Here is a 22,773-nt window from a genome sequence, read left to right as displayed (position 1 = left end):
TTAAAAATTAATGTTTAGACCTAATGAAAATGTAGTTGGAACTGGAATTCTATTCACGTCAGTTCTCTCAGGGTCTTGTCCTATATATCCATTTGGTGTAAACCAAAATAAGTTTTCACCTTGTGCATAGATTCTACAGTTTGTGATGAACCCTGTTTTTTCTACTAATTTTTCAGAAAGTGTATATCCCAATTGCATGTTTCTAACTTTGAAATAAGAGTTGTTTCTGAAAAAATAATCAGACACTTGGTTGTCATTGTTAGCCAATGAAAGTGCTGGTACATCTGTATTCGTATTTGTTGGTGTCCATGCATTTAAAGTCCCAGGACCTGCATTTTCTCTACCTTGAACAAAGTTGTTCCAATAGATATAAGGATCTTGTCCGATACGTCCTGTTACACCAGAACCAAAAACAGAAAAATCAAAATCTTTATACGCCAAACTAATATTAATACCGTATTCTAGTTTTGGCAATGTACTTCCGATAAAAGTTCTATCGTCAGAGTTAATGACACCATTCCCATCAAGATCAACATATTTGATACCACCTAATCTAGCAGCTACTTGTGTTGCATGATCATCAATTTCTTTTTGATTTTGAAACAATCCAGCTGTTTTATATCCAAAAATTTCAAATTGAGAATGTCCTACGATTGAATTAGCAGCTGTTCCTGGATAAGCAGCTCTTACCTCTTCTGGTAATTCTGTAATTTTATTTTTGGTTGCACCAAAGTTAGTCGTTACATTAAAAGTCAAGCCGTTATCCAAAGTTTCTCCATAACCTACACTAAGTTCCCATCCTCTGTTTGCAGTCGAAGCACCGTTTACAGAACGTTGTTGACCTTCACCAACAGCAGATGCTACAGGTGGTACAATTAAGATACCGTCAGTTTTTCTAGAGAAGTAATCAAAAGATCCAGATAATTTATTTCCAAAGAAACCAAAATCTAAACCAACATTGTATTCCTTAGTGGTTTCCCACTTAAGACCTGGATTTACACCTTGTGTAGATACAAAACCAGAAGGTAAATTTCCTGTATTAGTACCATTCAAATCGTATGCAGTACCTACATTATAGTAAATATTGAAAAAATCTGGAGCATAAACATTTTGATTAGGACCATATCTCGTCTCGAACAAACCAAAACGAGCATTGTCTCCAATATTTTGATTTCCTACTTCACCATAACCAGCACGTAATTTAAGATTTGAAACTGCCGTAATGTCTTTAAAAAACTCTTCATTATTAATTCTCCACCCTCCAGATACTGATGGAAAAATACCAAATCTATTATCACTACCAAATCTTGAAGAACCATCTCTACGAATGGTAAAAGATGCTAAATAACGATCAGAAAAAGCATAATTAAATTTACCAAACTGTGATACTAATCTACTACCAGTTGTTATTCCATTATTGGTTCTAGCTCCAGTGGCTGCAGCCAATGTAAAATATGATTCCGTTTCAACTGCAAATCCTTCAGCACGTGCAAATAAAGAGTGAAAATCTATTTTAACAGATTCTGTTCCTACCATAACTCCAAACTTATGATCAGAAAGTTTTAAATCATAATTCAATGTATTCGAAATCGTTAAACTTGAATATTTATTAGTATCTAATGCTAAGCTATTTACATTTCTAGTAATAAAACCATTGTTTACTCTTCGTTCAATGTCTTTACGCTTAAGGTCATTGTAATCCATACCTATACTGTTTCTAAAAGTCAATCCTGTAAGGATATCAAATTCAGTAAAAATATTACCGTATAATGCCATCTTTCTAGTATTATCCCACTGATTAATATCTTGCATTAACAAAGGGTTATTTCTATCAGAATATCCAGAACCAATAGGTCCTGCATATTGTCCTGTACTTGTATAAACCGGAATTGTTGGTGCCAATGAAATAGCTAAACCTGGCGTTGGAGCACTACCAACGTCAGTTGAAGCACTTCTTTCATCAGATTGTGTAAATTGAGAGTTAATTCCAAATTTTACTTTGTCATTAAATAACTTAAAATTCGCATTCAATCTGGCAGTGTATCTTTCGTAATTAGTGAATTTCAACATCCCACTATTATCCAAATAACCAAGGTTTAAAACCGCATTGGCTTTATCAGAACCACCTGAAATTGACAAATCATTATTTACTAATAATCCTGTTTGATAAACTGCATCTTGCCAATCTGTATCACCTACAGGTACGTTTGTATCACCTCCTACAAAAGGTTTAACCGACACACTATTTAAGACTGGATTACTGAAATCGTTATTCCAATCAAAATTATAGATTTCTCCATATCCACCTGCTGGATCTGCTCCGTCATTTACAGAGGCTTGCCATAATACCTTACCTCTATCAAGAGCATTTAGCATTTTGTAACGTTGTTTTTTCTCAGAAAGAACTGAAACGTTTGTACTAAATGAAACCGAAGTAACATCGCCTTTTCCTTTGTTTTTAGTCGTTACAATAATAACTCCATTTGCTGCTCTAGAACCATATATAGAAGAAGCAGAAGCATCTTTTAAAACTTGAACTGATTCAATTACACTAGGGTTAATACTTGCAAAAACTTCTGGTCTTACCGTAGGCACCCCATCAATTACATACAAAGGGTCTGTATTTCCTAAGGTACTTACCCCTCTAATTAAAATTTTGCTGCTTCCACCACTTGGATCTCCAGATTTTTCAACTGCTAAACCTGCAACCCTTCCTTGTAGGGCCTGCATTGCGTTACCAGAACTCATACTTTGTCCTTCAATTGGTTTCATTTCGACAACAGTAATCGCACCTGTCAAATCGGCTTTTTTCTCTCTAGAATATCCCGTTACAACCACATCTTCTAACATCATTGAGGTTTCTTTCAATACAATATTAATAGTCGTTTGTCCATTAATTTTAACGATTTGTGTTTCGAATCCAGTATAGCTAAATTGCAAACTAGCATTTTTATCTACTTTGCCTATTACGTATTGTCCATCCATATCAGTTGTAGTTCCAATATTTGTACCTACCACCATTACAGAGGCACTAGGTAAAGTCATGCCATCACTAGAGGATTTCACAACCCCCTTTACAGTGATATTTTGTGCTGTTAATGAGAAAAAGGATCCCATTAAGATTAAGTAAAGAATAATTTTGTTTTTCATAATCGAGATAGTTTAGTTAAAATTTAATTGGTTTATAATTAATTTATCAACAACAAATTCAGTTTTGGCTGTTGAAACCGAAAATGTTTCCATTGGTTTTTCAGGAAAAAATGTTTCCGTCATTACTGTTTTTCCATTATTGTAAAATATTTCTATTGAAGTTTTATCTACTATAACACGTACATCAATTGAATTAAAATCTTCAGTAATTGGAGCTTTTGAAATTACATTGGCAAACAAATCAGAAAAAGCAAGGTTTCCTGACTTAGTTCTATCAATAAAAAAGTATTTATCCTTTTTATTAATCCCAAACTTTATAGTATTCTTCGAATCATTTGAAAGTGAGAAAGTATACGTATCATCCTTTAAATTTTTCAACGTAAATCGAACATCCATACTTGCCAAATTCACTAAGGATTTATCGATGATTATAGTCTCTTTATCAATTTTTAGAGCTTCTTTTTTAATGGTTTTAGCAACATAATTTTGCAGTTCTTTTACCGGTCTTGAACTCACACTATAATGTCCTTTATCTTTTACCAGTACTAATTCTCTTGCTATAGTCATACTACTTCTCCAAGTTTCTGTAGGGACTTTTTGAGCATAATTCCAGTTTGACATCCAACCGATAAATAATTTTCTTCCATCAACCTCAGATATATTTGAAAAGGTTACACCAGCATAATTATCTCTTCCGTAGTCAATCCAAACTCCTTTATCCCCTTTAATATCTTCAGTAAAAGATTCGTCTAGTTTAAATTTCTTTCCGTCAAAATCTCCAACGAAATATTGAGTAGCGGATCCTCCATTAGGTCCTCCAGGATTGATACTTAAAAGAAGTACCCATTTATACTCATCGGTACCTTCAACTGCTAGTGGAAAAAAATCTGGACATTCCCAAACGCCACCATGAGCACCAATATCAGACCCGAAATCAGACTGAAGCGTCCATTCTTTTAGATTTTTTGAAGTATAAAACATGGTTCTATCTCCTGCAGCTAACACCATCAACCATTGTTTATGAATGGCATCCCAAGTCATTTTTGGATCTCTAAAATCTTTGATATTTGGATTTTCAATAACTGGATTAGCTTCATATTTGGTCCAAGTCATTCCTTCATCTAATGAGTATGCAATGGCTTGTGATTGATATTTTGTTTCACCTGCTTTTTCTTTATCCATATCGTGATAGGTAAACATTGCAATAATTGGAGGGTTTTTCAAACTTCCAAAACCTGAGGTGTTATTAATATCTACAACTGCACTTCCTGAGAAAATATAGCCTTTCTCATCAGGATAAATAGCAATAGGTTTTTCTGTCCAACTAATCATATCTGTACTAATGGCGTGCCCCCAGTGCATTGGCCCCCAAACATTATCATCTGGATAATATTGAAAAAACAAATGATAATACCCATTGTAATAAAACATTCCATTAGGATCATTCATCCACCCTTTTGCTGGAGTAAAATGAAAATTAGGTCGATACAATTCTGCTTCCGTATAGTCTCCTTTATCTTGGATTGATGAATCTTTACAACCAAATAAAAGGCTGACTGTTAATACGCAAAACAGCAATCTGAGCGGCTCTTTTTTTAATACATTTTTCATATGCTTACTCTTTAGTTAATTTTTTACTTAATTCTTCTAGGGAAATTCCTTTTGTTTCTGGCATCATAAATGCCACAAACAATAATTGAAAGACCATCATCACTGCAAAGAACAAAAACACGACTCCTGCTCCAACGGTCGAAAATAAATACGGAATTAATGATGGTATAATCGCAGCCAAAATCCAGTGTGTGGTACTCCCGAAGGATTGTCCAGATGCTCTTAGGTGATTTGGGAAAATTTCTGAAATAAATACCCAAATTACAGCTCCTTGACCAATAGCGTGGGCAGCGATAAAGAGGAATAAAAACATTGGTACTGCCATTCCTTCCCAATGAAAGAAGAAAGCCATAGCAACTAGTGTAAGTGAAATTATATACCCAACCGAACCAATGTACATCAAAACTTTACGGCCCAATTTATCAATCAAGAAAACCCCTAATAATGTAAAAATTAGATTCACCACACCAATTCCGATACTGCTTAACAAAGCGGTACTTTCACCCAAACCTGCTTCTTGAAAGATTCTACTTGAATAATATAAAAAAGCATTAATACCTGATAATTGGTTGAAAAACGCCATTAAAAAAGCCAATATCAATGGAGTCCTGTATTTCTTTAAAAAGATATTGTCATTTGCAAGTGCAGCATTGTCATTATCTTCCTCAATTTCTTTTTTCATTTTCTCATAATCTGCTTCTTGTCCCATCATCACCAAAACTTTTCTGGCTTCCTCATTTTTGAATTTGGATAATAACCATCTTGGACTTTTTGGAATAAACAAAACAAGTAACACATATATAATAGAAGGAAAAGCTTCGACACCCATCATCCATCTCCAAGCATTTTCACCAACATCTTTTAAAAGATAGTTCGACAGAAAGGCAACTAAAATTCCAAATACAATATTGAATTGATAAAAAGCTACCAACTTCCCTCTGTCTTTAGCAGGTGCTATTTCAGAAATATAATTTGGTGCCGCAATTGTAGAAGCTCCTACTCCAAGACCTCCTATAAATCTAAAAACCGCAAACACTATTGGATCATTTGCTAAGGCAGAACCTATTGCAGAAACCATAAACAAAATACCAATCCATAGTAAGGTTTTCTTTCTACCTAATACATTAGTAGGAATCCCACCAAATATGGCACCTATTACAGTACCCCACAATGCCATTCCCATTACCACTGTTCCATGAAATGCATCTGATGAATTCCATATTTCTTGCAGCTTTTTATCAGCACCAGAAATCACTACTGTATCGAAACCAAAAAGGAATCCTGCTAATGAAGCTATCAATGCCCAAACGAATATTTTTTTCATTATGTGTTTTTATTTTATTGAATTGCTAAGGTATATGTAAAAAAAGGCGTCTTATTTTACAGATGTTACAAATCACTTCAATAACGTTAATAAAAACATAAAACGGCACGCAACCACCTTAAAACCAAGGAGATTTATAAAATTAACAGCTTACACTATTTCGTTGTAGATACACTTATGTTACATGAATTACAATCATGTTACACTCAGATTGGCTGTTTTCAGGAGTTAAAAAATCAACGGCACTTTTCTTAGAGCATTTTGAAGTTATTTTGGCAAAAAATAAAAATTGAATCGAAAAAATTAACAATTTCTAAGCCTAAAATGAAAGTATAAAAAACAAAAAAACCATCCTATAGAGATGGCTTCATTTGTATTATTATATGATAAAAAGGAATTACTACATAAAGTAAACTACACTTACTTCTAAGCTTTCAATGATTATTTAAAAAAGCACAATTAAGACTACACCCTAACTGCTATTTAATTTTTAAATTCTTTAGGAGAGACACCAAATTTGTTTTTGAAGATAGTAGAGAAATAATTTGGAGACGAATACCCAACAGCATAAGCAATCTCTGAAATATTCATATTAGAACTTACTATCAAGTCTTTGGCCTTATCTAATCGAATATTATTGATGTGATCACTCACGCTAATTCCTAAAATCGCTTTTACTTTACGATACAGTTGCACCCTTGAAATGCTTAAATCATTGGCTAAATCCTCAACGGTATAAACCGAGTTATCAAGATTGGATTCTATCAATCCATTAAGTTTTCTTAGAAAATCTTGTTCAGAGGAACCAAAGTTCTTTTCTTCATTATTAACAATTTTGTCGATATTATTCGAATAATAAAAACGCAACTTTTCACGATTAAACAACAACCCCTTGATGGACTGAACTAATACTTTCAAACTAAAAGGCTTGGTTAAGAAGATATCCGCACCACTTTCTAACGCACTTAAATAAGCTTCTTGATTATCTGTTGCAGTTAATATTATTACAGGAATATGAGAAGTCCTCAAATCTTTCTTTATTAATTGACAAATTTCAAAACCATTTTTCCCAGGTAAATTCAAATCACAAATTACAATATCAGGAATAATGTCAATTACTTTTTCAATAGCGTCAGTGCCATCAGAGGTATAAACCATATATTCAACTGAAAGCTTTTGACTCATGAAATCAAGTAATTCCATATTGTCTTCGATATATAAAATGGAATATTTATCATCAGCGTTAGTTGGCTCACTCAATTGAAAGACTTCGGCTTCTAAATAATCCATTTCATTAACATGTTCAAAAGCAGCGACATCAATTACATTCTTAGCCTCCAGATGCTCTTTCCCTAACGGTAAGCTGATAACAAACTCCGTTCCGTGCTTAGAATGCACTTCAATACTTCCTTTATGTAAATCAATAAAGTTTTTGGATAAATGAAGTCCAATTCCAGAACTGTTTCGATAATTATTAGAACCTTGAAAGAAAGCTCTAAAAACATTCTTTAATTCATGCTCCGGAATCCCAATTCCAGAATCTTTGAAAATCAATTTAACTTCATTCTTGGCTGTATCTTCTTTAATAGCTATCGAAATTTTCCCATTTTCAGGAGTAAATTTTAACGCATTTGATAGCAAATTGAAATATACTTTATCCATCAAATTACGGTCAATGTACACTTCAAGCTCTGGGTTATTGGTTTCTAATGAAAAGTCAATTTTCTTTTTCATTATTTCCTTCTCAAAATCTTTAACTATAGCATTAGAAAAATCTAAAATATTGGTTTTAGATGCTTTTAACTCAAACTTTTTCTCTTCTGCCTTTCTATAGTCTAATAACTGATTAATGAGTCGCAATAACCTTTTAGAATTATGATACATTAAACTGATTTCCTTATTTACCGCTTTTCCTTTATCCTTATAATCATTTGCTAAAGACTCAACAGAACTTAAAATCAATGTCAGCGGCGTTTTAAATTCATGCGATAACCCCATAAAAAAACTTAAACGAGCTTCATTACTCTCTTTTAACTCTTGAGAATACTTCTTGATTTCATTGCGCTGGTATTTTATTTTTCTATTGTTAATTTCTAATTCTCTTTTTTTACGGCTTATGGCTATTTTAGAATAAATACTATAAGCCGCCAAGCAAATTGCAAGTACACTTAAAAAGATTAAAATCTTAACCAAATTACTTTGAGTAGCATACTCTTGCTCTCGGTTTTTAATAATGGATTGTTGTTGTTCAATACTGGATTGCTGAATCGTAATCTTATCCAATTGATTGCTCATAATATCCGCGTTCAGCGAATCAATCAATATCGTATTCAACTTATTATTTTTTGGAACTATCTCCTTATTTATAATTTTCAGTGCTAACTTAATGGCTTCGCTTCCTCCAGTAGGATACAATATCGTCGAATTCAAAATACCGTCTTTGACCAATTGAATTCCTCCAAGAGGACCATTTAAACCATCGACACCAATAAATTTTATTTTATTTCTATGTTCTTTTCTTTTATTGACTATTTTCCATGCGTTGTATGCAATGACGTCATTAAAACAAAATACATAATCTATATTTTTCAAAGTATCTAATACCCTTTCAAAATCAGGTTTTGGATACCCATAATTATCTGAGCTAATAGTATGCACTTTGATTCCAGGATAGTCACGAACAAAATTGTTAAAACCTTCACTTCTTTCTATACCAGGAGAAGTGGTATAATCACCATTTATCTCTACAACAGTTCCAACACCTTTTGACAAAGACACAATTTGTTTTCCAGCCAACTGTCCCACCTCTCTATTATCAGCACCTAAATAAGTAGTATAATTAGAGGTGTTTGCTTTTCTATCAATTAATATAACGGGGATCCCTAGGTTAGTAGCTTTTTCAATAACAGGAACAATCGAGTCTCCTTCAAATGGAGAAACTATTATGACATCAACTTTTTTATCTATAAATTTCTGGATATCCTTAATCTGCTGCTTAGCTTCTTGATGCGCATTATAAATGGTTAAATCCACATTTGGATGAAGTGCCGCTTCAACTTGCATCGAATGATTCATTGACAAACGCCATAAATCATTCCCCACACTTTGAGAAAATCCTATAGTAATTTTATCTTCATCGTTAGATTTACAGGAGTACAAAAAAGCCACCAAAAAAAGCAGTATTATATACCAATATTTTCTTATCATCTAGTAGTTTGGTTAGTTGTAAAAAAATGGATTAATCGAGCGATTTAAAAAACTTAGCAGTTCACAAACAAGAGAGGAAACACTTGTAAATCCATATGTTTTCGATTGAAGAAGATATACAAATATAGTTTTATTTAGCATAAATACATAATCATTTTAAAAAAAATAATATGTCGAATTAAAAGCAAAACCAGCCTATATCAACCCCTTACAAAAGTAATAGTATGCTTACCCAAAATATTTCTCATCAATATTAATCATTCTAGAAACTGAAGTAAAAAGTTCAGGATGTTGTTTTTTAAACATTTGAGGCGTTTCAAAAAAATGCTCTAATATGACTGCTAAAAATTCAAATGGATTACTATAAGCATACAATCGGAAGTAGCCTTTTTGAATTAATGCCAACAGTTTTTCTTCTTCATTAAAATACTTCATTACCTCGACAAATTCATCCTGAAAAATAAGTGCGCTTGTTTGATTGCTTTTTAAACAATAAAAATGCAAAGCATGTGCAAATTCATGCAATCCAAGATTAACATTATCATTAGTTACATTATGTCCCAATAAAAAATCTTCCCAAGAAAACACTATTGCTTTCATTCTCGGATTAAATTCTCCTTTATGATAAACTTTATTTACAGAGGAATAATAGGCAGATGGATAAATGATGATACGAGAAAACAAACCGATTAAATAATCCCTCATTCCGAAAGTCAGCATTATATAAGTAGCACCAATTAGAATTTCCATTTCATCAGTGATTTGAATTTCTTTACCAATAAATTCATATTTGGTTAAAAATTCTTTTAATCGATGTTGAAAAAACTTTTTCTTAGCCGACGATAATTTATTATAAAATGGGAAATTATTTTCTAAAATATGCCTTTGTTTTGAAGACACTTTTTTAGGAAACGGATACCAATATAGATAGAGTGGTCTTTTAAAGACAAACATAAACAATGGCTCTAGAACTCTAAAAAAAAGCACCACAACAAATGGAGCCAAAAATACTAGTAAAATAAAACATTGTAGAAACTTACTTAAAGACATAGCCACTAGCACAGCAGATTACATAAAGAAAGTTTCAAATCACTCTAATTGACAACCCCTTTAAACTTTTACCAAGATATAAAAAAACTATTAATCTTCTGCGTCGTATTGACTTAACAAATATTTAATCAAATCTGTTGTTGTGACAATCCCTACGAGGTTTGAGCCGTCACATACGGGCAAGGCATGAAACTCTTTCTCTGCCAATAGTGTGGCTACCTCTTTAATTGTAGTATAAGGCTTGACTGTAACCACCTCTTTACTCATAACTTGAGCAATTGTAAACATATTATAAACAAGGGACTCAACCCCTTCATTTTCAGCATCGTCAATAGATTCTGGACATGACACCCTCATCAAATCAGTAAGGCTAAGGATTCCAACTATTTCACAATGATTCACCACTGGTATATGCCTTATTTTATTATTCTTAAACAAGACTTCAGCCTTACTTAAATCATCGGTCAGATTTAACTTTACAATATTCTTGGTCATGATTACTGAAACTGGCACCTTTTGTTTCATAAGTTCTAGGTATTGCTATTAAAATAATAATTACTTAACTAACAATTAGTTACACGTAAATTTACAAACAAAAAACAGAATAAAAAAATGAGATAAGGAATCATAAAACACCCAAAGGTTTGTGACTTAAAAAATAATATTCAATAAACTTAGATTACGCATTGGAGCAAGGAAAACACAGATGAAACGGGTTGACACAGATTATTTAATTGTTTTACTATATAAAATCTGTAGAAAACTGCCTAACCTATCTGTTGGCAAACAGGTTTTGTGAATTGAATAATAAAATCCTACTGCCATTTTGGGATAAAAAAAAAGGATAGAAAAACAATTATGTCTCTCTATCCTTTTGGTGACTGCGGAGGGGTTCGAACCCCCAACCCTCAGAGCCGAAATCTGATATTCTATCCAGTTGAACTACGCAGCCAAAATATAAAATTCCAAATTTTAAAAATTCCAAATTCCAAGTATATCATTGGAATTTGGAATTTCTATTTTTGGAATTTACACTTTTATACTAATAATTTTTTTACAATCGAAGAGATCGTTTTTCCTTCAGCTGTTCCACCTAATTGAGCAGATGCAATTCCCATTACTTTTCCCATTGAAGCGATTCCTGAAGCTCCAGTATCAGCAATGATTTTAGCAATGATTTCTTCGATTTCTGCTTCGCTTAATTGTGCTGGTAAAAATTTCTCGATTACTGCAACTTGGGCTAATTCTGGTTCAGCTAAGTCAGGACGATTTTGCTCCGTATAAATGCGAGCACTTTCTTTTCTTGTTTTCACCAAACGTTGTAGCAATTTAATTTCCTCATCTTCTGACAATTCTTCTTTTGAACCAGAAGCTGTTTGTGCCAATAACAATTCTGATTTAATTGCTCTTAAAGCTTCTAAAGCAACAGTATCTTTGGCTCTCATGGCTGCTTTAATTTCGTCCATGATATTTGCTGATAAACTCATATTCTTTTTTTATTTATTTGATGAATCGTTATTCGATTGTTGAATTATTGTTGTGAACTATCTGTCTGCCCCAGATGGAAGTGAAAAGCATTTTGAGAGCCAATGGATTTTTTTCTTGGATTTAAAAAGCGACCAGAGGAAGCTCTTTTAAATCCTTAGAAAAAACCATTTGGCGACAAAATCTTGTAACGAACAGCTGGATTAAGGCACAAAAAAATCTTTTCCCTAAAATAGTGGTGCGAAGATAAAAAAAATAACCCGAAAATTAAATTCAATTTTCGGGTTAGCTCTTTGCGATAAGCAGATTATTAATCTACGTTGTCGTGTAAATAAGAATTGTTAGAACGCAATTGCAAATCGTTGTTACTATCCATTCCTACTGATATTCTTGAGTTAGCATTATTGGTTTGCTGATTTGAAATATCAATTCCTAAACGCTTATATGCTGGCTCTTTTTCGTATTCATCTACCTTAGATACATTGTTGTGAAACTTGTAGTTGAATTCTTTTAATTTCTTTCTTCTTTCGTCAGCTCTCATTCTCAAAGTTTCTTCGATAGTCATTTCCATTGGGGAAATTTCCTCAAAATTAACTTCTTCTTTTTGAGAGAATTCCACTTTTTTCATAGTGATATTTAACTCTTCTGGAACCACTTCCTCTACCACTTTAGCAACTGGCTTAGAAGACATTAAATCATTCTCAGCTTCCATATATTCTTCTAACGAATATTTGATGATACCGTTTTCAGACAGTTCAGTTACTGGAACAAATTGAACTGGTTGGTTTACTTTGATTTCACGAGTTTCGTTAGTCAATTCGAAGATTGTATTTTCTTCTTCTTTCACTACCGCTTTTGGCTTATCGATAGGCAAATCAAAAGTAAAAGCCGTTTGCTCTTGTCTTTCAACAGCTTTTGGTTGCTCTACTTGTTTTACTTCTTCTACCTTAGGAGCTGTAAAAGTAAAATCAACATCCTTCATTGGAGAAACGATTTCGAAAGTCACATCTAAATTCTTAATGAATTCTGACATCACTACTAAATCATCGTTCTCAGCCACTGGAGCAACTACTGGAGCAACAGCAACTGGCTCAGGTGTAAATACTGGTTCAGGAGTAAGTTCGTCTTCAGTTAATTCGAAAACGATTCTTTTTTCTTCCTCTTTCTGTGCAATTGGCAATTCAGCATTTACATCAAAAGACTGAACTGTTTTTTGAGATAGATTATAAACATTACTTTGTTCATCCTCTAATGCGTGAATTATTTTTTTTGGCTCCGTATTTACGATTCCGTTTTGTTGTTCAATATCAAAACCTGTTGCAATAATAGTAACTGCAATAGCATCACCAAGAGATTCATCCTCACCAACACCCATAATAATATTAGCATTGTGACCAGCTTCATTTTGAATATGGTCATTGATTTCTCCAATTTCATCTAAAGTGATTTCATTTGAGCCAGAAACGATGAGCAACAATACGTTTTTGGCACCTGTGATTTTATTATCATTTAGTAATGGAGAATCTAAAGCAGAAATAATTGCTTCTTTAGCTCTGTTTTCACCTTCAGCTTTAGCCGATCCCATGATAGCAGTTCCACTATTAGACAAAACGGTTTTAGCATCACGTAAATCGATATTTTGAGTATAGTGATGTGTAATTACTTCGGCTATACCTCTAGAGGCTGTTGCCAATACTTCATCGGCTTTTGAAAATCCAGCTTTGAAACCAAGATTTCCATAAACTTCTCTTAATTTATTATTATTGATAACAATTAAAGAGTCTACTTGTTTACGTAATTTTTCGATACCTATTTTTGCTTGTTCTTGACGCACTTTCCCTTCAAATAAAAACGGAAGTGTTACAATACCAACGGTAAGAATTTCTCTTTCTTTTGCTAACTGAGCAATAACTGGAGCTGCACCTGTACCAGTTCCACCCCCCATTCCTGCAGTAATAAAAACCATCTTAGTATTTCGATCCAACATCTTTTCGATATCGGCAATACTCTCAATAGCTGATTGCTGTCCTACATCTGGATTTGCACCTGCTCCAAGACCTTCAGTAAGATTTACCCCTAACTGAATTTTATTAGGAACAGCACTGTTTTGTAATGCCTGAGAATCAGTATTACATACAATAAAATCCACTCCTTTAATTCCTTGTTGAAACATGTGATTGATAGCATTGCTACCTCCTCCACCTACACCTATAACTTTGATTACATTTGATTGATTTTTTGGTAAATCAAATGAAATACTTCCAAATTCTGAGTTGCTCATCATTTTATTTGGTTTTTGATATTAATACTAATATTGTTATTCTTCCTTTTGGGTAAAACCCCTATTCTGCGTTATCTAAAAAATCTTTAATCTTATCTACATAACGATCAAAAAATGACCTTTTGATTTTATCTCCTGTAGATTCTTCTTTTTTAGTATAGACCACTTCTCGCTCTTCTTCTTGCTCCTCCACTTGTGGTGCACGCTCGTACTGATCTGCCATTTGCCGTACTGGTTCACGATAAAAACCTGCTTTTGGTTGCACTAACTCTTCCACGCGTACAGCACTCTGAGAATTGTTTTCGATACTATTCATTACCAAGCCAACAGCTGTAGCATATAATGGACTTGAAAACTCTTCATCAGAATCACCAGCTAAATGCTCGTTAGGATATCCAATTCTAGTATCCATCCCCGTGATATATTCAACTAATTGCTTGATGTGTTTAAGCTGTGCTCCTCCACCAGTAAGTACAATACCTGCAATTAATTTCTTGCGAGGATCTTCATGACCGTATGCTTTTATTTCTGTAAAAACTTGCTCAATTATCTCAACCACTCTTGCATGGATGATTTTTGATAAGTTTTTCAACGAAATTTCTTTTGGTTCTCTTCCTCTTAACCCTGGTATAGAAACAATCTCATTGTCTTTATTTTCTCCTGGCCAAGCTGAACCAAATTTTACTTTCAATAACTCCGCTTGTTTTTCAATAATCGAACATCCTTCTTTAATATCATCTGAAATTACATTTCCTCCAAAAGGAATAACCGCAGTATGACGAATGATTCCGTCTTTGAAAATAGCTAAATCTGTTGTTCCACCACCAATGTCAATTAACGCTACACCCGCTTCTTTTTCTTCTTGACTCAAAACAGCATCAGACGATGCTAATGGCTCTAATGTCAATCCAGATAACTCGATCCCTGAACTCTGAATACAACGTCCTACATTGCGTATTGACGATGCTTGCCCTACAACGACATGAAAACTAGATTCTAGTCTTCCACCGTACATTCCTATCGGCTCTTTAATTTCAGATTGCCCATCAATTTTAAATTCTTGTGGCAATACGTGAATAATTTCTTCCCCTGGCAACATGGCCAATTTATTCACTTGATCAATCAACAATTGAATATCTGCTCCTCCAATTACTTCTTCTGGATTATTTCTGCTGATGTAATCAGTATGTTGAATACTACGTATATGTTGACCCGCAATACCTACAACTACATCTTTAATTTTATATCCCGAATTATTTTCAGCTTCTTGTACTGCCTGTTGTATGGATTGAATGGTTTGTGTAATATTATTTACAACTCCCCTAGCCACACCTAAACTTTTAGATTTCCCGACACCTAAAATTTCGAGTTTCCCATACTCGTTTTTTTTACCAATCATGGCAACAATTTTGGTCGTCCCAATATCTAGACCCACTGCAATGTTCTCTTTTTCCATTATCTATTATTTAGTGCAAACTACTTGTTGTGTAAACCTGAGATCAATTTTCTTATAATTGTACAAGGAACTATCCAAAATTGCTTTTTGAAAAAAAGCTTTATAATTTTTGAATTTCCCTTCAACATTTATAACACTACCAAAATTTATTTGATAATTAAAATCTCTATTGAGCATTTTTAAGCTTCCGTTCGGCATAATTTCAATCGAAATGATATTTTTTTTCAAAAAATCATCGTCATAAATAATGCGTAATAAATCAGCTATTTTCTCTCTGTTTTTTTCATTAATCCTGCCCGAAACAAGTGGAACTCTAGCTGTAAAGTTATCGGATAATGGCATTTTACTCCCCTCATACCCAATATAAAAAGAACTATCACCATCAAAAACTCTTGCTATTGGAGTCTTCTGCTTTACCACTGCTTTAAGAATACCATCAACACTTACAAACACATCTGATTTCTCAATCATTTCATTTGAATCTAGTGCATTCTCTAGCTTATTCAAATCTAATTTATCTTTTTCAATGCTTGAAGCATTCCTATTATTTTCTATTAACAATTTATTAACCGTTTCTCTTTTTAAAAAAAGAGGATTATCTCCTACAAAAACAACTACAGATTTTTTTAATTTTCGGCTTTTATTTCGGTTTGAAGTAAAGGAAAATAACGAAAATAAAATTCCTACAATAAGAAGCAATCTAATATTTGTCCAATTAATTAGTTTTTTCATTTAATGCCGATTTTATGGTTCCTACTAATTCTCCAATATCACCAGCACCAATTGTTACAATTATTGGCGCATCAGAAGACAAAATAGCCGGTATTAATGCTTCTTTTGAAATCAATTTTTTATTCTCTGAAGTCATTTTACTCATCAACCAAGTTGAGGTTACACCTTCCATTGGCAATTCACGAGCTGGATAAATATCCATTAAAAGAATTTCATCAAAGGCTGACAAACTTTTTGCAAAATCATCTGCAAAATCATTTGTTCTACTAAATAAGTGAGGTTGAAATACCGCCAACACTTTTTTTCCTGGATATAATTCCCTAACCGCTTGGTGCACTGCATTTATCTCCGTTGGATGATGTGCATAATCATCAATATAAACTAACTTTTCGGATTGAATTTGGTACGAAAAGCGTCTACGAATCCCTTTAAATGAAGCTAAGGCCATTGCAATTTTGTCGGTTGGGGTGCCGTAAATATCAGCCATTGCAACGGCCATTAAAGCATTCATTAAATTATGTTTCCCAGGTAATCTAAAACGAAAATCTTTCAGAATCCCTTTAGGTGTTTTTATATCAAATACGTAACTACTATTTTCGATTCTTACATTAAAAGCAGAATATACGGCTTCTTCATTAACAGCTACTGTAATTCCTTTTAACGGCAATTCATTAGTAACAATTAGATTTTTTGTGTCTTCAATTTTATCAGCAAACTCCACAAATGATTTTTCAATTTCATCACTTGTGCCATAAATATCTAAATGATCCGCATCCATGGAAGTCACACATGCGATATTAGGATGCAAGTGCAAGAACGAACGATCAAATTCATCAGCTTCTACAACAGTTACCGTTTTTCCACTACCAATTAAGTTAGAATTGTAATTTTCGACAATACCTCCAATAAAAGCGGTAACATCAGCCCCTGTTTCATATAAAATATGACCTAAAATACTTGAAGTTGTCGTTTTACCATGGGTTCCTGCAACAGCAAAACAAAAAGTATCTTTAGTAATTATCCCTAAAACTTCAGCTCTTTTTCTAACATGATAATTGCGCTCCAAAAAGTAATTCCATTGTGAATGCGCTTTTGGAACAGCCGGCGTTATGATAACCAATGTGTTTTCGACAAAATAGTCCTCAGGAATCAAATCAATTCTATCTTCAAAATGTATTGAAATCCCATTTTCAATCAACTCAGAAGTTAGCAAAGTTGGTGTTTTATCATATCCAGATACGTTCTTACCGATATTTTTAAAATAACGAGCCAAAGCACTCATTCCGATACCTCCGACACCAATGAAAAAGACGTTTTGTATTTGATTTAAATTCATTTTTTTATATTATTATGCCACAAAGCGGCTAAGAAACAAAGTTTTAAGTATTACTACTTTATTAATTTCACTATGACATCCGCAATCTGTTTCGTTGCTTCAGGCAGCGCTAATTCTTTTATATTCTCACTTAACTGAGCTTGTTTACCCTCGTCTTTTAATAAAGCTTCAAAAACCACTCGAAACAATTCATCAAGTTCATGTTCTTTCAATAACAAAGCTCCTTTTTTATCAACTATTGCTCTAGCATTTTTTGTTTGATGATCTTCGGCAACATTTGGAGAAGGGATAAAAATCACTGGTTTCCCCACAATACACAACTCTGAAACCGAGGAAGCTCCCGCTCTCGAAATAATCACATCTGCAGCGGCATAAACCAAGTCCATTCTTTCAATAAACGAAACAACTTGTACATTCTTTGAATTGTACTTTTTGTAATCCTCATAATAAAGTTTACCACATTGCCATAGGACTTGTACATTAAGAGCACCGAAATTATCAAGTTCCTTCTCTATCAATTGATTAACTCTACGAGCTCCTAAACTCCCACCAAGAACCAATAATGTTTTTTTATTAGGGTCTAGATTAAAATGGAAAAAGGCCTCTTCACGTTTACTAGCAATATCAATTAAATCTTGACGCACTGGATTTCCAGTAAGGATCATTTTTTCTTTTGGAAAAAAACTTTCTAAATTTTCATAAGCCACACAAATAGCATGAGCTTTTTTACTCAATAATTTATTTGTAATACCAGGAAATGAATTTTGCTCCTGAATCACTGTTGGAATCCCCAACATATTAGCTGCCTGCAATAACGGACCACTAGCAAAACCACCAGTACCTATTACTACATCAGGCTTAAATTGTTTTATAATCTTCCTAGATTTCCATAGACTATCTACCACCTTAATTGGAAACAAAGCATTTTGCAAGGTTAATTTTCTCTGTAAACCTGCAATCCACAACCCTTTTATAGCATAACCTGCTTGCGGGACTTTTTGCATCTCCATCTTATCCTGAGCACCTACAAAAAGGAATTCTGCGTCAGGGAAACGGGCTTTTAATTCATTGGCAATAGCAATGGCAGGATAAATATGCCCTCCAGTTCCACCACCACTTAAAATGAATTTATAAGGTTTCATTGTATCGAAAATTTAATTAATTATTTATTTGCTACAGCATCCATCGGATTTGAAGATTTATCTTCAATTGAATAATCACCTACAACTGATTCTTCATCAGCCAAGAGTTGTGCATCTATTAATTTTTGCAAAGCTTCTTCACGTTTAGCCGCTTCTTTTTGTTCTTCTTCAATTTCTTCTTCTTTCTTGGTAACATTAATAATAATCCCCAACGAAAAACAAGTCATCCATATGGAGCTTCCTCCACTACTAATCAACGGCAAGGTTTGCCCCGTTACCGGCAATAATTCGACAGCTACCGCCATATTAATCATTGCTTGAAAAATCATTGGAAAACCAAGTCCTATCACCACTAATTTTCCAAATAAGGTATTCGCTTTATGAGAAGCTACAACAAATCGAAAAAGCAATAACAAATACAAAATTAAAACTCCAAAACCTCCCACAAGTCCATATTCTTCGACAATAATCGCATAAATAAAATCGGAGGATGATTGTGGTAAGAAATTTTTCTGCACACTTTTTCCAGGTCCTAAGCCGTAAATTTTACCCGAAGCAATTGCGATTTTCGCTTTTTCTATTTGATAATCATCTTCATCTGGTTTATCTGTGGTAAAATTTTCTATTCGACTTTCCCATGTATTCACACGACTAAAGAATCTAGAATCTGGAAAAGCTTTTGCTAAAAGCACAAAAAACAATAAGAAAACAACACCTGAACCGATGACATACATCAAATACTTCAAAGGATATTTCCCCACAAAAACCAACATGACAACCATTGAAAAAATCAATGCTGTTGTTGAGAAATTGGCAGGAAGTATAAACATCAATGTAATAAACACTGGAACCCACAACTCCTTCAACGAACTAACAAAATCAATTGGTTCTTCTCTGGTTTTTGACAAGTAGCGCGCTACATATATAAACAATACAAGGGCTGCCACTGTAGAGGTCTGAAAGGTAATCCCAACAAACGGAATTTGTATCCATCGACTTGCATTTGCTCCTGCAATAACTGTCCCTTTGACTAAGGTATACAATAATAACAGCCATACAATAGGCAAGCCAATTCTTGACATTCCCCTAAAATAATGGTAAGGAATTTTATGAACACCATAAATAATTCCAAAACCAATACATACATGAAAAAAATGTTTAATCAAGTATCCCAAAGTATTCCCAGTACCATGACCTAGGTAAGCCAAATTACTACTAGCACTAAAAACAGGCATAAACGAAAACAAAGCCAATAAAGCCACAAAGGACCAAATTCCTTTATCTCCCTTTAAATTGTTTACTAAGTTTTTCATTTGTTATTTAGGATTTGGTATTTAAGAATTAGAATTTACATTAAAATCCTAATTCCTAAACCTTGATTTTATTATAAATTCTGAACGGCTTGCTTGAATTGATTCCCTCTATCTTCGTAATTTTCGAATAAATCAAAACTAGCACAAGCAGGCGATAGCAAAACTGAATCCCCTTTTTCTGTTAATCGTTGCGCCATGATAACCGCCTCGCGCATATTGTGCACTTCGACCATCACATCAACAACATTTCCAAAAGCATCTATAATTTTTCTATTATCAACACCAAGACAAACAATTGCTTTTACTTTTTCACGAACTAACGACATCAATTCGTTATAATCATTCCCTTTATCAACACCTCCAACAATCCAAACTGTTGGTGTATTCATACTATCTAAAGCAAAAAAAGTAGCATTTACATTTGTTGCTTTAGAGTCATTAATATATTGTACATTTTGAATTTTCAACACTTTTTCCAAACGGTGTTCTACCCCTTGAAAATTAGATAAACTCTCACGAATTGTTGCTTTTCTAATTTGCATCAATTTAGCTACAGAAGTTGCTGCCATTGCATTTTTCATATTATGCTTTCCTTCTAAAGCAATAGTTTCTGTTTCCATTTTAAATTCGTCTTGGTTGATTGTTACTTCCATAATGTTATTTTGTATAAAGGCTCCTTCACTGAATGTTTGCGTCAACGAAAAAGGAATTAGTTTTGCTTTTGTTTTATTAGTCTTTAACCAGTTTGTTATTGCCTCATCATCGGCATCGTAAATCAAATAATCATCTTCCGTTTGATTCATCGTAATCCGAAACTTAGCTTCAATATAATTTTCATATTTATAATCGTATCGATCCAAATGATCCGGACTTATATTTGTTATTATCGCAATATGTGGCTTGTAATTAACTATCCCATCAAGTTGAAAACTACTTAACTCTAGAACATAAGAATCATAATTTTCATCAGCCACTTGCCAAGCAAAACTTTTTCCAATATTCCCTCCTAAACCCACATTCAATCCAGCTGATTTTAGCAAGTGATAGGTCAACATGGTTGTGGTTGTTTTTCCGTTACTTCCTGTTATCCCAATGGTAACAGCATTGGTAAATTGTGCTGAAAACTCAATTTCAGAAATAACTGAAACACCTTTAGCTACCAACTTTTTGATAATCGAAGCTTTGTCTGGAATTCCTGGGCTTTTCATCACAACATCGGCATTGAGAACCAAATCCTCGGTATGCTGTTCTTCTTCCCAGCCTATTTCATTATCTATAAGAACTTGTTTGTATTTATCTTTTATCTTTCCAAAATCAGATACAAAAACATCATATCCTTTTTTCTTTCCTAGGATAGCAGTACCTACACCGCTTTCTCCTCCTCCTAATACCACTAGTCTCATCTTATCTCAATTTTAGTGTCACAATAGATAAAATGGCGAGCAAAATAGCAACAATCCAAAATCGGGTAACTATCTTACTTTCATGATACCCCTTCTTTTGATAATGATGATGTAAAGGTGACATCAAGAATATTCTTTGGCCTTCGCCAAAACGTTTTTTGGTATATTTAAAATAACTCACCTGCAATACCACCGATAAGTTTTCGACTAAGAAAATCCCACATAATAAAGGAATCAACATCTCTTTTCTTACGGCTATAGCCAAGACCGCAATGATTCCTCCAATGGTTAAACTTCCTGTATCCCCCATAAATACCGAAGCGGGATAGGAATTATACCAAAGAAACCCAATCAATGCCCCAACAAATGCCGAAATGAACACTGTCATCTCTCCCGAATTTGGGATGTACATAATATTGAGATAATTCGAAAAAATGATATTACCCGAAAGGAAGGTGAAAATACCCAGTGCAAGTACCGAAATAGCTGATGTCCCTGCGGCTAGTCCGTCAATACCATCCGTTAGATTTGCACCATTAGAAACAGCAGTAATAATAAAAATAACTACTGGTATAAATACTAACCAAGCCCATTTTTCATAGCCTTCACCTGTCCAAGCTAAAATTTCAGCATAGTCAAATTCGTTGTTTTTAAAGAACGGAATGGTGGTTGCCGTAGATTTTTCTTCTACTGGAGCAGGATATATTATATTTTCAGTTGGTACTTTAAAAACATCTCTTTTGCTGGTATCTGTTCGCACCACAACATCTGGACTGAAGTATAACACATAACCCACAATCAATCCTAAACCAACTTGTCCAAAAACCTTAAAAATACCTTTTAACCCTTCTTTATCTTTTTTGAATATCTTGATATAATCATCTATAAAGCCAATAGTTCCCATCCACAATGTTGTGACAATCAATATTACAATATAAATGTTATGCAATTTGGCAAACAAGAGCACTGGAATCAAGGTTGCAAAAATAATAATCAATCCCCCCATGGTAGGTGTTCCAGCTTTTTCATTTTGCCCCGCCAATCCAAGCTCACGAACTGTTTCGCCTACTTGTTGTTTTTGTAGAAAAAGAATCACTCGTTTACCATAAATAGTAGACAGTAAAAGAGAGACTATAAAAGCCAAACCAGACCTGAATGTGATGTATTGAAATACTCCCGTTCCAGAAACGTCTAGTGTTTTGTTTAAATATTCAAATAAATAGTATAACATATATTTTCTTTTTAAATTTCAAAATCCAATTAGTTAGAAATTCCTATATTTT

Annotated in this window: 15 protein-coding genes and 1 tRNA gene; all 16 read right to left on the bottom strand. The window is 33.6% G+C overall.

Annotated features, from left to right (window positions below; translation table 11 throughout):
- Positions 1–3,150, bottom strand: a complete 3,150-nt coding sequence (locus SLW70_RS06235) for a TonB-dependent receptor (RefSeq protein ID WP_320891206.1) — start codon at positions 3,148–3,150, stop codon at positions 1–3.
- 12 nt (positions 3,151–3,162) lie between these two features.
- Positions 3,163–4,761: a glycoside hydrolase family 32 protein gene (locus tag SLW70_RS06230; RefSeq protein WP_320891204.1), complete on the bottom strand. Its 1,599-nt coding sequence runs from the start codon at positions 4,759–4,761 to the stop codon at positions 3,163–3,165.
- A gap of 4 nt (positions 4,762–4,765) precedes the next feature.
- The gene (locus SLW70_RS06225; protein WP_320891203.1) at positions 4,766–6,085 is read right to left on the bottom strand and encodes a sugar porter family MFS transporter; all 1,320 of its coding nucleotides are present in this window, start codon (positions 6,083–6,085) and stop codon (positions 4,766–4,768) included.
- 483 nt (positions 6,086–6,568) lie between these two features.
- Positions 6,569–9,292 (bottom strand): substrate-binding domain-containing protein, encoded by a 2,724-nt coding sequence (locus tag SLW70_RS06220; RefSeq protein ID WP_320891201.1) that lies wholly within the window; start codon positions 9,290–9,292, stop codon positions 6,569–6,571.
- A gap of 228 nt (positions 9,293–9,520) precedes the next feature.
- A complete protein-coding gene (locus SLW70_RS06215; RefSeq protein WP_320891200.1) occupies positions 9,521–10,246 on the bottom strand; it encodes a zinc-dependent peptidase in 726 nt (241 codons plus the stop codon).
- A gap of 186 nt (positions 10,247–10,432) precedes the next feature.
- On the bottom strand, positions 10,433–10,867 hold the full coding sequence (locus SLW70_RS06210; protein WP_320891198.1) for a CBS domain-containing protein: 435 nt from the start codon (positions 10,865–10,867) through the stop codon (positions 10,433–10,435).
- A 350-nt stretch (positions 10,868–11,217) separates the two neighbouring features.
- Positions 11,218–11,294: transfer RNA gene (locus SLW70_RS06205), tRNA-Arg, on the bottom strand.
- 85 nt (positions 11,295–11,379) lie between these two features.
- The gene (locus SLW70_RS06200) at positions 11,380–11,829 is read right to left on the bottom strand and encodes a GatB/YqeY domain-containing protein (protein WP_320891197.1); all 450 of its coding nucleotides are present in this window, start codon (positions 11,827–11,829) and stop codon (positions 11,380–11,382) included.
- 308 nt (positions 11,830–12,137) lie between these two features.
- A complete protein-coding gene (gene ftsZ / locus SLW70_RS06195) occupies positions 12,138–14,111 on the bottom strand; it encodes a cell division protein FtsZ (RefSeq protein WP_320891196.1) in 1,974 nt (657 codons plus the stop codon).
- 58 nt (positions 14,112–14,169) lie between these two features.
- Positions 14,170–15,564 carry a cell division protein FtsA gene (gene ftsA, locus SLW70_RS06190; RefSeq protein ID WP_320891195.1) on the bottom strand — a complete coding sequence of 465 codons (1,395 nt, stop codon included), beginning with the start codon at positions 15,562–15,564 and terminating at the stop codon, positions 14,170–14,172.
- Between the two features lie 6 nt (positions 15,565–15,570).
- A complete protein-coding gene (locus SLW70_RS06185) occupies positions 15,571–16,296 on the bottom strand; it encodes a cell division protein FtsQ (RefSeq protein ID WP_320891194.1) in 726 nt (241 codons plus the stop codon).
- Positions 16,280–17,632 (bottom strand): UDP-N-acetylmuramate--L-alanine ligase, encoded by a 1,353-nt coding sequence (murC, locus tag SLW70_RS06180; RefSeq protein WP_320891192.1) that lies wholly within the window; start codon positions 17,630–17,632, stop codon positions 16,280–16,282. The genes SLW70_RS06185 and murC overlap by 17 nt, the downstream gene beginning before the upstream one ends.
- Before the next feature lie 53 nt (positions 17,633–17,685).
- A complete protein-coding gene (murG, locus tag SLW70_RS06175; protein ID WP_320891190.1) occupies positions 17,686–18,774 on the bottom strand; it encodes an undecaprenyldiphospho-muramoylpentapeptide beta-N-acetylglucosaminyltransferase in 1,089 nt (362 codons plus the stop codon).
- A gap of 20 nt (positions 18,775–18,794) precedes the next feature.
- Complete coding sequence (locus SLW70_RS06170) at positions 18,795–20,087, bottom strand: FtsW/RodA/SpoVE family cell cycle protein (RefSeq protein ID WP_320891189.1); 1,293 nt, start codon at positions 20,085–20,087, stop codon at positions 18,795–18,797.
- A gap of 71 nt (positions 20,088–20,158) precedes the next feature.
- Positions 20,159–21,490, bottom strand: a complete 1,332-nt coding sequence (murD, locus tag SLW70_RS06165; protein ID WP_320891187.1) for a UDP-N-acetylmuramoyl-L-alanine--D-glutamate ligase — start codon at positions 21,488–21,490, stop codon at positions 20,159–20,161.
- A gap of 1 nt (position 21,491) precedes the next feature.
- Positions 21,492–22,721, bottom strand: coding sequence for a phospho-N-acetylmuramoyl-pentapeptide-transferase (mraY, locus tag SLW70_RS06160; protein WP_320891186.1), 1,230 nt, complete (start codon positions 22,719–22,721; stop codon positions 21,492–21,494).
- Positions 22,722–22,773 lie beyond the last annotated feature (52 nt).

The sequence above is a fragment of the Flavobacterium sp. NG2 genome, assembly GCF_034119845.1.
Lineage (GTDB): Bacteria > Bacteroidota > Bacteroidia > Flavobacteriales > Flavobacteriaceae > Flavobacterium.
This window is presented reverse-complemented; position numbering and strand designations above follow the sequence as displayed.

Excerpts from the sequence above, each read along its gene's own strand:
- SLW70_RS06210 (WP_320891198.1), bottom strand. The coding sequence starts at position 10,867 with ATGAAACAAAAGGTGCCAGTTTCAGTAATCATGACCAAGAATATTGTA.
- SLW70_RS06215 (WP_320891200.1), bottom strand. The coding sequence starts at position 10,246 with ATGTTTGTCTTTAAAAGACCACTCTATCTATATTGGTATCCGTTTCCT.
- ftsA (WP_320891195.1), bottom strand. The coding sequence starts at position 15,564 with ATGGAAAAAGAGAACATTGCAGTGGGTCTAGATATTGGGACGACCAAA.
- murG (WP_320891190.1), bottom strand. The coding sequence starts at position 18,774 with ATGAAACCTTATAAATTCATTTTAAGTGGTGGTGGAACTGGAGGGCAT.
- SLW70_RS06200 (WP_320891197.1), bottom strand. The coding sequence starts at position 11,829 with ATGAGTTTATCAGCAAATATCATGGACGAAATTAAAGCAGCCATGAGA.
- SLW70_RS06230 (WP_320891204.1), bottom strand. The coding sequence starts at position 4,761 with ATGAAAAATGTATTAAAAAAAGAGCCGCTCAGATTGCTGTTTTGCGTA.
- SLW70_RS06185 (WP_320891194.1), bottom strand. The coding sequence starts at position 16,296 with ATGAAAAAACTAATTAATTGGACAAATATTAGATTGCTTCTTATTGTA.
- ftsZ (WP_320891196.1), bottom strand. The coding sequence starts at position 14,111 with ATGATGAGCAACTCAGAATTTGGAAGTATTTCATTTGATTTACCAAAA.
- murC (WP_320891192.1), bottom strand. The coding sequence starts at position 17,632 with ATGAATTTAAATCAAATACAAAACGTCTTTTTCATTGGTGTCGGAGGT.
- murD (WP_320891187.1), bottom strand. The coding sequence starts at position 21,490 with ATGAGACTAGTGGTATTAGGAGGAGGAGAAAGCGGTGTAGGTACTGCT.
- mraY (WP_320891186.1), bottom strand. The coding sequence starts at position 22,721 with ATGTTATACTATTTATTTGAATATTTAAACAAAACACTAGACGTTTCT.
- SLW70_RS06170 (WP_320891189.1), bottom strand. The coding sequence starts at position 20,087 with ATGAAAAACTTAGTAAACAATTTAAAGGGAGATAAAGGAATTTGGTCC.
- SLW70_RS06225 (WP_320891203.1), bottom strand. The coding sequence starts at position 6,085 with ATGAAAAAAATATTCGTTTGGGCATTGATAGCTTCATTAGCAGGATTC.
- SLW70_RS06235 (WP_320891206.1), bottom strand. The coding sequence starts at position 3,150 with ATGAAAAACAAAATTATTCTTTACTTAATCTTAATGGGATCCTTTTTC.
- SLW70_RS06220 (WP_320891201.1), bottom strand. The coding sequence starts at position 9,292 with ATGATAAGAAAATATTGGTATATAATACTGCTTTTTTTGGTGGCTTTT.